Raw genomic sequence first — 16,148 nt, 5'->3', positions numbered from 1 at the left:
GGGTCGGGTGCGTGGGGTGGGTTCTCCGTGTTCCATCGGTCTGCCTTCCTTCTCGTTCGGTTCGCGGCCGTACGTGGTCTCGGCAGTACGTCGTCACAACGTCGCCGCAGCAGTACGTCGTCACGGCCGTACGGCATCAGGAGCGGGCGGCCCGACGCGTCTCGGCCCAGACGGCTACCTGGCTGCGCGAGGTGAAGCCCAACTTGCTGAGGATGCGCTCCACATGGCCCTCCGCCGTGCGCAGCGCGACGACCAGCCGGTCGGCGATCTGCTGGTTGGTCAGCCCCTCGGCGATCAGTTCGGCGACCTCCGTCTCGCGGCGGGTGAGCGGGCTGTCGAGCACCGGCCGGGGCGCGGACGCCCGCTCGCCCAGTGCGTAGGCGACCGCGTGGTCCGGAGTGAGGCCGAGGCCCTCGCGGTAGGCGTTCTTGAATCCGTCGCCCAGCAGCGCGCGGGCGCCGGATTCGGCCTCCGTGCGCACCGGGCCGTGGGACGGGGTGCGGTCCAGTGCGACGTGGGCGTCCTGCCAGATCCGTTTGGCGGCGCCCAGCAGGACGGCGGCGGGGCGGCCCTCGCCGTCACGGGCGTGGACCGCGGCGAGCAGTTCCAGCGTCATGCCGGTGCCGAACACGTCGCCGACCGCCCGCTTGAGCCGTAGGCACTCCCGGGCGTGGACCTTGGCCGCCGTCTGGTCGCCCTTGGCCCACTCGGCGAAGGCGAGGATGCGCAGGAGGTAGGAGTGGATCCACTGTTCGCCGTAGGTCAGGCAGACCTGCCGGAACTCCTCGCACAGGGCCATCGCGCGGTCGTACTCGCCCTGGATCGCGAGGACATGGGCCAGTTCCACGTACTTGAAGCCGACCAGGCTCATCGACTCGCCCTCGCACGGCGGGAGGGCGAGCGCCTCCTCGTAGACGGCCCTCGCCCGCTCGTAGTCCCCGCTGATCAGGCAGGCGCCGCCGCGGCCGAAGAACGTGTGCGCCACCTCGGCCTCGTCGCCCAGCCGCAGGGCGAGTGCGCGGGCCTCCTCGACTAGGGGCGCGGCCCGGCCGGCGTTGCCCTGGCTGAGCAGCATCAGGGCGAGGGCCCACAGGGCGCGGGCCCGGGCGACGGTCGGCTCGGGGGCGGCGGCGAGCAGTCGCTCCAGCCAGTACCTGCCCTCGACCAGGGCTCCGGTCGCGAACCAGAAGAACCACAGGTGCCCGGCCAGCTTCAGCCCGGCCCGCAGCTCCCCCGGTGTGTTCAGGCAGAATTCGAACGCCGAGCGGATGAGGTCCGACTCCGCGTGCAGCCTGCGGACCAACTCCGGCTGGTCGGGGCCGAACCAGCGCCGCTCGCACTCCTCGACGAAGTCCAGGCACCAGTCCCGCACCCGGCGCCGGGCCGCCTCCTCCGCTCCCGCCCCGTCCTCGCGGAGCCGGTCCAGGCCGTACTGCCGGATCGACTCCAGCATCCGGTACCGCGCGTGGACGGCGTCGCCGTCCCGGACCAGCAGCGACTTGTCGACCAGACCGGCCACCGCGTCCACCAACGCGTCACGGTCGAGGCCTGGCCCGGCGCACACTTCCTCGGCCGCGCCCAGGTCGAAGCTCCCGGCGAAGACGGAGGTGCGCGCCCAAACCGTCTGTTCCTCACGGGTGCACAGGTCATGGCTCCAGTCGACGGCCGCGCGCAGGGTGCGGTGCCGGGGCAGGGTGTCCTCGCTGTCCGCGCCGCCCACGCCGTCGGCCAGCAACCGGTGGCGGCGGTCGAGGCGTTCGAGCAGTTGCTGCACTCCGAGGGCGCGCATCCGTACCGCCGCCAGTTCGATCGCGAGCGGCAGCCCGTCGAGCCTGCGGCACAGGGCGGCCACCGCGTCCTGGTTGGCCGTGGTGAGGGAGAACCCGGGCAGGACGGCGGCGGCCCGGTCGGCGAAGAGGGCCAGTGCCGGGTACTCCAGCGCGGGTTTCGGCGGCAGCGGGTCGCCCGGCGTGGGAGTCGCCAACGGCTGTACTTCCAGGACGTGTTGGGCGCTCACGTTCAGCGGATGTCTGCTGGTGGCCAGCACCCGCACCGCGGCGGTCTCCGCGAGCAGCGTCTCGACGAGCCGTGCGCACGCGTCCGCCAGGTGTTCGCAGTTGTCCAGGACGAGCAGCGACTCCCGGTCCTGGAGATGGTCGACGAGGACCCGCACCGGCGAACGACCCGACACGTCACGGATGTCGAGCGCCTCGATCAGGGCGAGCGGCACCAGCGAGGCGTCCCGCACACCGGCCAGCTGCACGATGTGCACCCCGTCGGCGAACGCCCGCACCAGCCGGGGCACCGCGTGCAGCACCAGCCGGGTCTTGCCGACACCGCCCGTCCCGGTCACACTCACCAGCCGGTGGGCGGCCACCAGACGTTTGACCTCGGCGGTCTCCTGACGTCGGCCGACGAAACTCGACGCCCTGACGGGTCGGCCGATGTTCTGCCTTGTCACGGATACCTGCACAATCGGTCCCGCCTCCGAAAGTGGACTTCAAGAACTGTATGGGCGGGACGCGGACGAAGCGTCCGCAGCCCGACATTGCCACGTGAAGGTTGCTTTCCGACGGAACATGCACGAAATCCGCAATATGCCGATCACCGGTGGATCAGCCGTGCAACGGCGGCGCTGGAGCCCTCCGGTCCACCGGACGGAAGGACTCCACCGACCGCAGGACTCAGCCGGCGCTCAACCGAACGAGAACAGCGGTGTCGACCCGAGGCAGCGACACCGTCAACTGCCCCTCGGCCGCGTCCCATTCGGCACCGGCACCCGCACTCGTCGGATACAGCACCGCCGCTCGCACGGGCGCCCCGAGCAGATGCGGAACCGTGAAGGTGCGGTCGGTGCCGTCACCCGACGCCCGCCGCCAGACCATCACGTACGTCGCGTCCGCCCCCCGCAGCCCGTGCGCGATCCACCCGTCCTCCCACCCGGGAAGCCCCAGCGGCCAGAACGGATGTGCCGTGCCGATCTCCCCCCGGACCTCCTTGTAGACCGAGACCGCAGAGCGGACGAGGTCGAACTGCTCGTCGTTCATGAGGTTGAGGAAGCCGGAGAGGTGGATACGGCCGAGGAGCGGGCCGGTGAGAGTGAAGGCGATCTCGTCGAAGGTCTGGTCCGGCTGGGGGTACGCCCACACGGCGGCCTGTTCGGGTGTCGCGGCGGTGGCTGCCGCCGCGGTGATGGGCGGGTAGCGCAGCGGGTCCTGCTGGTCGCTGGTGGACTGGAGCTGGGCGACGGCCAGTTGGGCGTAGTCCATGCGCAGGCCGCCCGATCCGCAGTTCTCCAGGACGAGTTGGGGATGGCGGTCGAGGAGTCCGGCCATCCAGTCGAGGTGCGCGCGGTGGTGCCCGAGCAGTCCGGCGCCCGCGCTCTCGGTCCCGTTCTCGGTGCCGGGGCCGATGTTGATGTTGTAGTCGAGCTTCAGATAGCCGACGCCCCACTCCCCCACCAGCCGGTCCACGACCTCGTCGAGGTGGGCGCGGGCGGCCGGGTGACGCAGGTCCAGGTGGTGCCTGCCGTGCTCCGTGACGCGCAGTCCGCCGCGCCGGAAGAACGCCTCGGGCGGCAGTGTCCGGGCCAACGGGCTGCGTACGCCCACGACTTCGGGTTCGAGCCAGAGGCCCGGGGTCATCCCGCGCTTCGCTATGGCGTCGAGGACTTCCTGGATGCCGCCCGGGAAACGGTTGGGCGCGGGCTCCCACGCGCCGACGGAGTCCCACCAGCCCTGGGCGTCGTCGTCGTACCAGCCCGCGTCGATGACGAACACCTCGGCGCCCGCGGCCGCCGCCGACTCCACGAGCGGCAGGAGCCGTTCGGTGGTGGGGTCGCCGTTCAGGGTGTTCATGTAGTCGTTGAAGATCACCGGAAGGGTGCGGTGGTCGGGGTGGTCGCGGCGGATGCCCCGGCGGTAGTCCGTGAGGGTGCCGAAGGCGGCGTCGAGGCCGCCGGTCTCCGCACGGACGAGGACGGCGGGGACGGTGTGGAAGTCCTCGCCGGGGGCGAGGAGTTGGTGCCACTGGTGGTGGGCGTCGTCGGGGCCGAACAGGGCGATGTAGGCCGCGCCTTCGCGTTCGCCGGTCTCGAAGCGCCAGCCCGCGCTGGACTCGATCTGCCACAGCCAGGCCTTGCCCTCCGGGTCGGTGAGGGCGGCGACCGGGAGGTGCCGGCCGGTGGACCAACTCCCCTGCGAGGAGCGCTCGAAGCAGCCGCGCCCCTCACGCCCGTGAGCGAACCGGCTCAACGGCACGACCTCGTCGCGGAGTTCGGCCTGGCGCCAACGGCATTCGGCGAGCCAGTCGTTGTCCGCCCAGTGCAGGGTCAACCCGTGGAGGCCGTCTTCGGCGACGGAGGAATCGACAGCAGAGGATCCGGCGACGGAGGAGGTGATCCCGCCGAGGGTCAGAGTCGTCACGCTCTCCAACCGGAGCGGCTCCGCACCCTCGTTGACCAGCCGTACCCGTGAGCGCAGGAAGGACGCGCCGGGGCTCGCCTCCAGGGTGACCTCGGCGGCCAGGCCGGTCACCGGGTCCGCGAGCCGGATCGTCGTACGCTCCAGGCCGCCGTCCCGCAGTGTCCGCGTCTCGTGGTCACGGTAGGCCAGGCGCTCGCCGATGGCCGTCTCGATGAAGCGCTCGCCCGACCACAGGCGCCCGTGACCGGTCGCGGTGACCTCGACGAGGGGGACCAGGCGGTCCCAGTCCTGGCCGGAACTCCCCAGCCTCACCGACCCGTCGGCGTCCAGGACGGCGTGCAACCCGAGCTCCGGGTGCGACCAGATACGGGACCTCTCGGCTGTTTCGACGACACCGGTCAACACAATTTCCCCTTCTGGGACAGTTCGGTCCTGCGGCTCTCGTACAGGCGCTGAGCTGGGGCTTCTCGCCCGGTCGGCGGGAACTCGCCGCTCCGGCCGATGTATTCGAAAGGTAAATCCCCAGTTACGGTCTCTTGACGCCCACGTTGTGACCGCTCACAATCCTCGCATGGATGTGACCGGTCACACAAGCTCCGGCGGCCACGGCGACCCCCCTCAGGGACCGCAGAAAGCCGCCAGTATCCGCGACGTCGCGGCTGCCGCAGGCGTCTCCTACCAGACCGTTTCGCGGGTCATCAACGGCCACCCGAACGTCAAGGAGGAGACCCGCAAGCGCGTCGACGCCGCCATCCAGACCCTCGGCTTCCGGCGCAACGCCACCGCGTTCGCCCTCGCCAGCGGCGTCACCCGATCGGTCACGGTCATCACCTCGAACACCGTCCTCTACGGCTATGCGGCCACCCTGCAGGGCCTGGAGGAGGCGTCCCGCGCCGCCGGATACGCGCTCGGGGTGCGGGTGGTGACCCCGGAGGACGACCTGGACCGTACGATCGCCGCGGCCGCCGACACCGGTGGCGGCCTGGTGGTCATCGGCTACGACCGCATCGGTGCCGCCGCCCTGGACCGCGTACCGGCACATGTACCGTGCGCGGCGCTGGTGGAGGCGCCGCCGCCGGGCCGGTCACCCGGCCGTCCGGCGGTGTGGGCCGACGACCGCGAGGCGGCACGGGCCGCCACCGAGCACCTGCTGTCGCTCGGGCACACGAACGTCCACTACGTCGCCATCCCCGCCTCGACCGGAACCCGGCGCCTGGCGGGCCCCCGCGCCGAGGGCTGGCGCCAGGCACTGGAAGCGGCCGGCGTCACCCCGCCCCCGCCGTCCGGCAAGGGCTGGGACGCCCAGGCCGGGTACGAGGCGGGGAAGAAGCTCGCCCGGAACAAGGACGTCACCGCGATCCTGTGCGGCAACGACGACCTGGCGCTGGGTGTGCTGCGCGCCCTGCATCACGCGGGCCGGCGGGTCCCTGAGGACATCAGCGTCATCGGCTTCGACGACGCGCCGCACTCCGCTTTCGTCACCCCGGCCCTCACCACCGTCCGCATGGACTTCCACGGTCTCGGCCGCGCCGCGTTCGGGCTGCTGCGCGCCCAACTCGACACCGATCAGCGGGAATCCGCGCCGGTACCGGCCGAACCCACCCTCATCCTCCGGGAGAGCTCGGGGCCACGGGACGCGTGAACCGGGCCGGGCGTCCGTCAGCGCCTTGTCCGTCACGTCCACCGCGCTCGCCGCAGCCGGCACATCCGCCCCTGGCCACGCTCGCCGTACCCGTCAGCCGCCTTCCCCACAGGCCTCGCCGCACCTCCGCAACGCCCCGCCTCCCTTCCGCGTACGAACAAGGATCCGCCATGAGAAGAGCCGTCTCCGTCCTTGCCACCGCCTGTGTCCTCGGGCTGACCGCCACCGCGTGCAGTGACAGCACCGGGGGCGCCACGACCGCCGCACCCGAGGGTTCGGTCAACCCGACCGCCTCCCTCAAGGGCGTCAGCCTCACCATGTGGGTGGCCCAGAACAGCGTCTCGGAGCCCAAGCAGGCCATCGAGGCGTTCGAGAAGGCCACCGGCGCCAAGATCAACACCGAGGTCATACCGGACCCGTACGAGTCGAACGTCCCGACCAAGCTCGCCTCGGGCGTCAAGCCGGACCTGATGTTCTGGCAGCCCACGGGCAGCACCCTGCCGTTCGTCCAGCCGGCCAAGAACCTGCTGACCCTCGACAACGAGGACTGGGTCTCCAAGCTCGGCACGACGGAGAAGACCCTCGGCCAGGTCGACGGCCACCGCTACGCGGCCATCGTCACCAGCCCCGCCGTCCTTGGCGTCTACTACAACAAGGACGTCTTCGCGAAGGCCGGCATCACCACCATGCCGACCAGCTACGACGAGCTGCTCGCCGACGCCGCGAAGATCAAGTCGAAGGTCTCGGGCGTGGCGCCGTTCTTCGAGGTCGGCGGCGACAAGTGGCCGCTGCAGTGGCAGGTGCAGGCCCAGATGACGGATCTGCCGCAGTCCTTCTGGGACAACCTCAACAAGAACAAGGACAGTTGGACCAACAAGACCATCGTCGACGCGATCACCAAGTACAAGACGAAGGTCCTCGACGGCGGTCTGGCGCAGAAGAACTACAAGACGGCCACGTTCGTCGACCAGGGCAAGGCGATCATGGACGGCAGCGCCGCGATGGCCGTCAACGTCACCGCGCTCCAGTCGGAGATCCAGGCCACCTCCAGCACGGCGGACATCGACAAGAAGCTCGGCTGGTTCCCCATCGCCAACAGCTCCGCGAAGGCCGAGTACTCGCCGGACCAGACGAACGGTGTCGTCGCCTTCAACACCGGTGACACCAAGCGGCAGAACGCGGCCCGGCAGTTCATGTCCTTCTGGCTCGGCCCGGACTACCCGGCCTACATCAAGGCCAACAAGCTGGTCTCCGTGGAGCCTTCGGTCGCCAACCCCGACGGCCTGCCGCAGACCGCGATCGCCCAGGCCAAGGCCCTGTCCAGCGCCCAGGGCGTCTTCCAGGTCAAGGCGCTGACCGCCCCGGACCTGCACCTCGCGCTCGCCGACATGATCTACGGCAAGAAGACCCCGCTCCAGGTCGCCCAGGCTGCCGAGGACCAGTTCAAGCAGGTCCTCAAGGCACGCGGCGTCACCGGCTTCTGACCGGCGCCACTGAGCCAGCCCTTTCCCCCGGGCCGCCCGTCGGCGGTGGGCCCGGGGCCCGTACCGGAGGTAAGAAAGTGGTGGACACCGCCACGATGGACGCTCTCGACGCCACGCGCGCGAAGGACCGGGGCCAGGACACCGCCCAGGACCGGCCGTCCCGTCGCAACCGGCTCCGCGGCAAGGCCAACCAGCCGTGGTGGTTCGCCCTGCCCGCGCTCGCCGTGTTCGGCGTGTTCTTCCTGCTGCCGAATCTGCTGAACTTCGTCTACCCGTTCACCGACTGGTCGGCGTTCCACTCGCAGATCGGCTTCGTGGGACTGTCGAACTTCAGCACCATCCTGCACGACGGGTCGATGGCCCGTGACATCCGCATCACCCTGGAGTACGCGGTCCTCGTGGCCGTCTTCCAGAACGGCTTCGGTCTCGCCCTGGCCCTGCTGCTGGAGCGCGACACCCGCTTCAACCGCTTCTTCCGCGCGGTCTTCTTCCTCCCGGTCCTGATCTCCGCGCTCGCCGTCGGCTACATCTTCCGCGCCCTGCTCGCCCAGGACGGCGCGCTCAACAGCGTGCTGTCCTCGCTCGCCGGACACCATGTCGACACCCCCTGGCTCGGCTCGACCACCTGGACGCTGGTCGTGGTGACCCTCATCCACGGCTGGAAGTGGATGGGCCTGGCCATGCTGATCTACCTGGCAGGTCTGAAGAGCATGCCGGGTGACGTCCTGGAGGCGGCCCGGATCGACGGGGCCGGCTGGTGGCGCACCTTCTGGTCGGTCAGGTTCCCGCTGCTCGCGCCCGCCGTCACGTTCAATGTGACGACCGCGCTGATCGGCTCCATGAACACCTTCGACATCGTCCAGGCGACCACCGGAGGCGGCCCCGGTGGCGAGACCGAGGTCTTCAACATCTACATGTTCCGCATCTTCGGCCAGGGCCTGTACGCACAGGCGTCCGCGATGAGTCTGGTGCTCTTCCTCATCGTCGTCGTCCTCGCCGTGCCCGTCATCGTCGGCCTGCGCCGCAGGGAGAACAACCAGTGACCACCGTTACCGCGTTCGCCCCCGCACACCGGCGCCCGCTGCGCTGGGTCCAGCCGCTCGTCGTCCTGATCGTCGCCGGCGTCACCATCGGCATCCCGCTCTGGCTGGTCGCGGTCACCTCCTTCAAGCCGCAGGCCGAGGCGATCAAGCCCAACCTCTCGCTGCCGCACCACGTCCAGGCCGCCGCGAACTACAAGCAGAGCTTCGACGAAGGGAAGATCGTCCAGGGCTTCGTCAACAGCCTCCTGGTCGTCGCCCCGTCCGTCGTCCTCGTCCTGCTCCTCGGGGCGGGCGCCGCATGGGTGTTCGCCCGCCGCAAGGGCCGCCTGGTCAACACCCTGTACGCGCTGAGCATCAGCGGGCTCCTGCTCCCGCCCGCGGTGATCACCATCGTCATGGAACTGCGCCAACTCGGCCTGGCCGGCACCCGACCCGGCATGATCGGTGTCTACGCCGGGATGTACCTGTCCACCTCGATCTTCTTCATGACCGGGTTCATCCGCGCCCTCCCCGAGGAGCTGGAGGAGGCCGCCCGCATGGACGGCGCGGGCCCGGTCCGCGTCTTCTTCCGCATCATCCTGCCGCTCCTGCGCCCGGTCATCGCCACCGCGACGATCATGGTGATGCTCTACGCCTGGAGCGACATCTTCTACGCCTTCTTCGTCCTCGGCGGCGGCGACAAGGCCACCCTGCCGCTCAACCTCTACCAGGTCGCCAACGCCCAGCTGTACCTCAACAACTGGCACCTGATCTTCGCCTACGTCGTGATGATGAGCCTCCCCATGGTCCTCGTCTTCGTCATAGCGCAGCGCCGCATCGTCTCCGGCATCACGAGCGGCGCCGTCAAGTAGGCCAAGCAGCCCCGGGGCCAGGCCAGTTGAGCCGCCCCGGTCCCCCGAAGCACCCAGACAGCCTCCCGCAACGCCGCGGGAGGAGGAGGACAGCCATGCCTCGAACACCCCGTAGATCCCGTTCCGTTCGCACCCTCATGGGCGTGACCGCGGTGACCGCCGCCCTCCTGGGCACGGCCCTGACCGTCCCCGCCGCACAGGCGGCCACCCCGACGCTGAGCGTCGACCTCGGCACCACCACCGGCGCGGTCATGCACGGAGCCAACGGCGCCCTGTACGGCCTCAGCGACGACGGAGTCCCCGGCGACAACCTCGTAACTCCCCTGCACATGACGTCGATCGCCCAGAAGGCACCGGACGGCGCCCAGCACCCGAACGGTGACGCGCTGGTCGTCCAGCCGGAGTTCGCCCGCGGTGGCGGCGGCGACAACCTCATCTACATGCAGGACATCTACGCTTCGTGGCCGTACGAGAACCTCGGTCTGAGCGACTACCTCACCAAGGTCACCACGATGGTCACCAAGGTCGCGGCCCGCTCCGACGCGAGCACGTTCGTGTGGGTCCCGTTCAACGAGCCGGACGGCAACTGGTATACGGGCCTTGGCAGTTCGACCACCGCCACGTACCAGAGCGCGCTCGCCAGCTTCGAGAGCGACTGGACGACGGTCTACAACAAGATCCGCTCGATCATCCCCAACGCGAGGATCGCCGGCCCGAACGAGACGCACTACGACGCCCGCCTCATGGGCGACTTCTACCCGTGGGCCAAGGCCAACAACGTCCTTCCGGACATGACCACTTGGCACGAGCTGGACCCGACCTCCCTCTCCAACTTCGAGGGAAACCTGGCCGCCTACCGCACCATCGAGACCAACGCGGGCATCAGCCCCCGCCCGGTCAACATCAACGAGTACGGCGACCGCCGCGACCTCTCCGTACCGGGTCAGATGATCCAGTGGATGTCGATGTTCGAGCGGAACAAGGTCTACGCCGACCAGGCGTACTGGGACATCGCGGGGAACCTGGACGGCAACGTCAGCCAGACCAACATCCCCAACGGCGACTGGTGGCTGCTGCGTTGGTACGCGGGCCTGACCGGCCAGACCGCCAAGGTGACCCCGCCGCAGTCCAACGTCATCGACACGCTCCAGGCCATCGCGTCCCTCGACACCGGCCGCAAGCAGGCCCAGGTGCTCCTCGGCGGCGGCACCTCCGGCTCGGCGAACACGGTCCTCAAGAACATACCGTCGTCGTTCGGCAGCACCGTCAACGTCTCGGTGGAGCGCACCGCTTGGAGCGGATACGAGGGCGCCGGCCCCGCGCCGACGGTCCTCGCCCGCAGCACCTACACCGTCGCCTCCGACGGCAGCATCACCGTCCCGCTGACCAATCTCGACCCGATGTCGGCCTACCGCATCGTCGTCAACCCGGCCGGCACCGGCACGCCCACCGCCGCGAGCACCCCGTCGACGACGTCGTACGAGGCCGAGAACGCGACCGTCACCGACGGCACCGTCTACACCCAGGGCAGCGTCACCAACGCCTACGGGTACGCCACTTCGGGCACCAAGGACGTCGGCAGCCTCAACCAGTCGGACAGCAAGGTCGCCTTCACCGTCACGGCACCGACCACGGGCACGTACAACCTGAACGTCTTCTACGGCAACCAGAGCGGCGGCCCGGCGACCCAGACCCTCACGGTCGACGGCGGTTCCTCCCGGACGGTCACCTACACACCGACCCTGAACTGGACCTACCGCTCCACGGCGAGCGCCTCCGTGTCCCTGACGGCGGGCACGCACACGATCACCCTGGCCAAGGGCACCAACGAGGTCACCCTCGACAAGATCGACCTCACGGCGGCCTCCACGGCGGACACCTCCTACCCGGCCACGTACGCGGACATCACCGGTTCGCCGACCTACAACTACACCGCGTCCGGCACGACCGGCGCCGGTGCGCTGGCCCTGACCTCGGGCACCTCGGCCGCCTTCGACGTCTACGCGCCGACCGACGGCTACTACACCGTCCACACCGACTACTCCTCCAACGGGTCCGGCACGCTCACCCTGGACGGCGCGACCGCCGTCACGCTGGCCTCCACGAGCGGCACACTCACCGACAAGAGCTCGCGGCTGTACCTGTCGGCGGGCAACAACCGCATCACGGCGGCCACTTCGGGCTCCACCACGCTGACCCTGCGCGATCTGCGGGTGGCCGCGAGCGGTGACACCACGGGAGTCTCCGCCTACGAGGCCGAGAGCGCGACCCTCGCGGGAACCGCCGTCGCCACCTCGGACAGCTGGGCCTCGGGCGGCAAGTACGTCGGCTATGTCGGCAACGGCTCGGCCAACACGCTCACCTTCCAGGTGAGTGCCGCAAGTGCCGGGCGGTACGTCATGAACGTCCGCTACGCCAACGACCAGGTCTCCGGCTCCGGGAACTACAACACCAACGTCGTCTCCCGGGCGGCCCAGATCTCCGTCAACGGCGGCACCGCGCAGACCGTCATGTTCCGCAACAACTACAGCTGGTCCAGCTACTGGGACCTGCCCGTCCCGGTGACCCTCACGGCAGGCACCAACACGATCAGCTTCGCCAACGCGAGCGCCTACGCACCGAACATCGACCGCATCACGGTCGCGCCGGTCTCCGGCTGACCGTCAACTCCGGTCGGGGTCCGGGTACTTGTGCCGGGCCCCGGCCGGGGGTTCCATCCCAGAGATTTATTCTCCACTCCATTCGGCACGTCGAACGACGACTGACATATCGAACAGAAGGGCGGCCCGGTGGTGAACGCCGAGAACAGCGAACACACCCATCCCGACACCTACGTCATCGGAGTCGACTACGGGACGCTGTCCGGGCGGGCCGTGGTGGTCCGGGTCGCCGACGGCGCCGAACTGGCCGCCGCCGAGCACCCGTACACCCACGCCGTCCTCGACCGGGCCCTCCCCGACGGCACCCCGCTGCCGCCCGACTGGGCACTCCAGGTCCCCTCCGACTACATCGACGTCCTGCGCATCGCCGTACCCGAGGCGCTGGCCCGCTCCGGCGTACGACCGGACCAAGTCGTCGGTATCGGCACGGACTTCACCGCGTGCACGGTCCTCCCGGTCCTCGCCGACGGCACACCCCTGTGCGAACTCCCCGACCTCACCGGCCGCCCCCACGCCTACGTCAAGCTCTGGCGCCACCACGCCGCGCAGGCCCAGGCCGACCGCATCACCGCACTCGCCGACGCCCGCAAAGAGCCCTGGCTCCAGCGGTACGGCGGGAAGATCTCCTCGGAGTGGGAGTTCGCCAAGGCCCTGCAACTGCTCGAAGAAGACCCCGAGCTCTACGAGTTGACCGACCGCTGGATCGAGGCCGCCGACTGGATCGTGTGGCGGCTCAGCGGCACTTACGTCCGCAACGCGTGCACCGCCGGGTACAAGGGCCAGCTCCAGGACGGCAGTTACCCCTCCTTCGACTACCTGGCCGCGCTCAACCCCGGCTTCGCCGGCTTCGTGATCGACAAGCTGGACCAGCCGATCGGCCAACTCGGCGACCGCGCGGGTGGGTTGACGGCGGAGGCGGCCGCGTGGACGGGCCTGCCCGAGGGCATCGCCGTGTGCGTCGGGAACATCGACGCGCACGTGACAGCGCCCGCGGCCACCGCCGTCGAACCCGGCCGGATGGTCGCCATCATGGGCACCTCCACCTGCCATGTGATGAGCAGCGACCAATGGGCCGAAGTGCCAGGCATGTGCGGGGTGGTCGAGGGCGGCATCCTGCCGGGGCTGTGGGGCTACGAGGCCGGACAGAGCGGCGTCGGCGACATCTTCGGCTGGTTCGTGCGCACCGGGTTCCCGGCGTCGTACGCCGAAGAGGCCGCCGCGCTCGGCCGTGACCCGCACGAACACCTCACCGCGCTCGCCGCCCAACAGCGGGTGGGCGAGCACGGGTTGATCGCGCTGGACTGGCAGAGCGGCAACCGTTCCGTGCTCGTCGACCACGACCTCAGCGGTGTCGTGGTGGGCCTGACCCTGTCCACCCGCCCCGAGGAGATCTACCGCGCCCTGCTGGAGGCCACCGCCTTCGGTACCCGCACCATCATCGAGGCGTTTGAGACGTCCGGCGTGCCGGTGCGCGAACTGATCATCGCGGGTGGCCTGATGAAGAACCCGCTGCTGATGCAGATCTACGCCGACGTCACCCGCCTCCCCCTCGGGGTCATCGACTCGGCGCAGGGTCCGGCGCTCGGCGCGGCGATGCACGCGGCGGTCGCGGCCGGCGTGTACCCGGACATCCGGGCCGCCGCCCACGCGATGGCCAAGGCCCGCCCGGCCGTGTACCAGCCGGATCCCGAGCGGGCCGCCGCCTATGACCGGCTGTACGCCGAATACCGGCTCCTGCACGACTACTTCGGCCGCGGCGCCAACGAGGTCATGCACCGTCTGCGCCACCTCCGCGCCGAGGCCTCCGCCTGAGCGGCGCTCCCCCGCTCGGTGGTCAACTCCCTTTGGAAGGAACCCTCATGGACAGCAACGCCACGCCCTACCCCGACCAGGAGATCTGGTTTCTCACCGGCAGCCAGGGCCTGTACGGCGACGACATCCTGCACCAGGTCGCCGAACAGTCCCGGAGCATCTCCGAGATCCTCGGCGGCCCGGGGAAGATCCCGGTCAGGATCGTGTGGAAGCCGGTCCTCACCGACGCCGACGCGATCCGCCGGCTGTGCCAGGAGGCGAGCGCCTCCGACACCTGCGTGGGCGTGATCGTGTGGATGCACACCTTCTCGCCGGCCAAGATGTGGATCGCCGGACTCAGTGCCCTGGACCGGCCGTTGCTGCATCTGCACACCCAGTACAACCTGTCGCTGCCCTGGCCCAGCATCGACATGGACTTCATGAACCTCAACCAAGCCGCCCACGGCGACCGGGAGTTCGGGCACATCGAGTCCCGACTCGGCATCGACCGCAAGATCGTCGCCGGTCACGCCACCGACCCGAGGGTAGTCCGACGCGTGGCGGCCTGGGCCCGTGCCGCCGTCGGCCGGCACGCCTCACGCACCCTGCGCCTGGCCCGCTTCGGCGACAACATGCGCGATGTCGCCGTGACCGAGGGCGACAAGGTGGAGGCCCAACTGCGGTTCGGCTACTCGGTGAACACCTACGCGGTCAACGACCTGGTGGCCGTCGTGGACGAGGTCGAGGACAAGGAGGCCACCGAACTCGCCGCCGAATACGTCGAGTCGTACGACGTCGCCCCCGCCCTGCGCCCCGGCGGCATCCGCCACGACTCGCTGCTGTACGCGGCCCGCCAGGAGATCGGCCTGCGCACCTTCCTCACCGAGGGCGGCTTCACCGCGTTCACCACCAACTTCGAAGACCTGGGCGGGCTGCGGCAGTTGCCCGGTCTCGCCGTCCAGCGCCTGATGGCCGACGGCTACGGCTTCGGCGGCGAGGGCGACTGGAAGACCTCGGCGCTGCTGCGCACGATGAAGGTCATGGGCGCCGGACGGCCCGGCGGCACCAGCTTCATGGAGGACTACACCTACCACCTGGGCCCGGGCACCCCGCGCATCCTGGGCGCCCACATGCTGGAGGTCTGCCCGTCGGTGGCCGCCGAGCGCCCGAGCTGCGAGATCCACCCGCTGTCCATCGGCGACCGTGAGGACCCGGTCCGCCTGGTCTTCAACGCGGCCCCCGGCCCCGCCGTCGTCGTCGGCCTGTCCGACCTCGGCGACCGCTTCCGGCTGACCGCGAACACGGTCGACGTCGTCACCCCGAGCGAGCCCCTGCGCCGGCTGCCGGTGGCCCGGGCCGTGTGGAAGCCGCGCCCCTCGCTCGCGGAGTCCGCCGAGAGCTGGCTGCTCGCGGGCGCCCCGCACCACACCGTGCTCAGCTCGGCCGTCGGCACCGAGACGCTGACGGACTACGCCGCCATGGCGGGCGTGGAGCTGCTGACCATCGACGAGACCACCAGCACCGGGCAGTTCACCAAGGAGATCCGCTGGAACGCCGCCTATCACCGGCTGGCCCAGGCCCTGTGACTCCCATGTTCGTGATCCATACGCAAGGAGACGCCCGATGACCGCGCGAGTCCGTGACGGCCTGCGGCAAGAGGTACTGGACGCCAACCTGACCATCCCCCAGGTCGGTCTGGCGACGCTGACCTGGGGCAATGTGAGCGGCGTCGACCGTGAGGCGGGGGTGTTCGTCATCAAGCCCTCGGGGGTCCCGTACGAGGACCTCGTCCTCGGCGATCTGGTGACCGTCCGCCTGTCCGACGGCAAGGTGGTCGACGGCGACCTGCGCCCCTCCACCGACACCGAGACCCACCGCTGCCTCTACCTCGCCTTCCCGTCGATCGGCGGCGTCACCCACACGCACTCGACCCACGCGGTGGCCTTCGCGCAGGCCCGACGTGACATACCGGTGCTCGGCACCACCCACGCCGACACCTTCAACGGGCCCGTCCCGTGCACCCCGGACCTCACGGCCGACCAGTGCGCGAAGGACTACGAGTACAACACCGGCCGGGTGATCGTCGACCTTCTGGAGAGCGACGACCAGCGGGCGGCCGAGGTCCCGGCCGCCCTCGTCGCCAATCACGGCCCCTTCACCTGGGGCGCGACCGCACGCACGTCCCTGGAGCACGCGATCATCTGCGAGGCCGTGGCGCAGATGGCGACCCACACCCTGGCCCTGTCCCCCACG

The 16,148-nt window shown here is 69.9% G+C and carries 10 protein-coding genes; 8 read left to right on the top strand and 2 right to left on the bottom strand.

Going from position 1 to position 16,148, the window contains the following annotated elements; translation table 11 throughout:
• Positions 1-136: 136 nt before the first annotated feature.
• Complete coding sequence (locus tag AC31A1_RS09230) at positions 137-2,461, bottom strand: ATP-binding protein (protein ID WP_489652771.1); 2,325 nt, start codon at positions 2,459-2,461, stop codon at positions 137-139.
• 223 nt (positions 2,462-2,684) lie between these two features.
• Complete coding sequence (locus AC31A1_RS09225; protein ID WP_489652770.1) at positions 2,685-4,826, bottom strand: glycoside hydrolase family 36 protein; 2,142 nt, start codon at positions 4,824-4,826, stop codon at positions 2,685-2,687.
• A 169-nt stretch (positions 4,827-4,995) separates the two neighbouring features.
• Between AC31A1_RS09225 and AC31A1_RS09220 the strand changes: the two genes are divergently transcribed.
• From AC31A1_RS09220 to araD, 8 genes are all read left to right on the top strand, one after another.
• Complete coding sequence (locus tag AC31A1_RS09220) at positions 4,996-6,066, top strand: LacI family DNA-binding transcriptional regulator (RefSeq protein ID WP_489652769.1); 1,071 nt, start codon at positions 4,996-4,998, stop codon at positions 6,064-6,066.
• Between the two features lie 170 nt (positions 6,067-6,236).
• Complete coding sequence (locus tag AC31A1_RS09215; RefSeq protein WP_489652768.1) at positions 6,237-7,550, top strand: ABC transporter substrate-binding protein; 1,314 nt, start codon at positions 6,237-6,239, stop codon at positions 7,548-7,550.
• Positions 7,551-7,627: 77 nt separating this feature from the next.
• The gene (locus AC31A1_RS09210) at positions 7,628-8,593 is read left to right on the top strand and encodes a carbohydrate ABC transporter permease (protein ID WP_489652767.1); all 966 of its coding nucleotides are present in this window, start codon (positions 7,628-7,630) and stop codon (positions 8,591-8,593) included.
• On the top strand, positions 8,590-9,444 hold the full coding sequence (locus tag AC31A1_RS09205) for a carbohydrate ABC transporter permease (protein ID WP_043662415.1): 855 nt from the start codon (positions 8,590-8,592) through the stop codon (positions 9,442-9,444). Before AC31A1_RS09210 ends, AC31A1_RS09205 begins: the two co-directional genes overlap by 4 nt.
• A gap of 137 nt (positions 9,445-9,581) precedes the next feature.
• Complete coding sequence (locus AC31A1_RS09200; protein ID WP_489652790.1) at positions 9,582-12,104, top strand: CBM35 domain-containing protein; 2,523 nt, start codon at positions 9,582-9,584, stop codon at positions 12,102-12,104.
• A 129-nt stretch (positions 12,105-12,233) separates the two neighbouring features.
• Positions 12,234-13,916 (top strand): ribulokinase, encoded by a 1,683-nt coding sequence (gene araB / locus AC31A1_RS09195; RefSeq protein WP_489652766.1) that lies wholly within the window; start codon positions 12,234-12,236, stop codon positions 13,914-13,916.
• 47 nt (positions 13,917-13,963) lie between these two features.
• A complete protein-coding gene (gene araA, locus AC31A1_RS09190) occupies positions 13,964-15,481 on the top strand; it encodes an L-arabinose isomerase (protein ID WP_489652765.1) in 1,518 nt (505 codons plus the stop codon).
• A 37-nt stretch (positions 15,482-15,518) separates the two neighbouring features.
• Positions 15,519-16,148 (top strand): L-ribulose-5-phosphate 4-epimerase AraD (gene araD, locus AC31A1_RS09185; RefSeq protein WP_489652764.1); only part of this gene is annotated, 630 nt, incomplete at its 3' end.

Source organism: Streptomyces sp. P5F9 (assembly GCF_057961495.1).
Note: the sequence above shows the minus strand (reverse complement) of the source record. Positions and strands in the feature narration are given on the sequence as shown.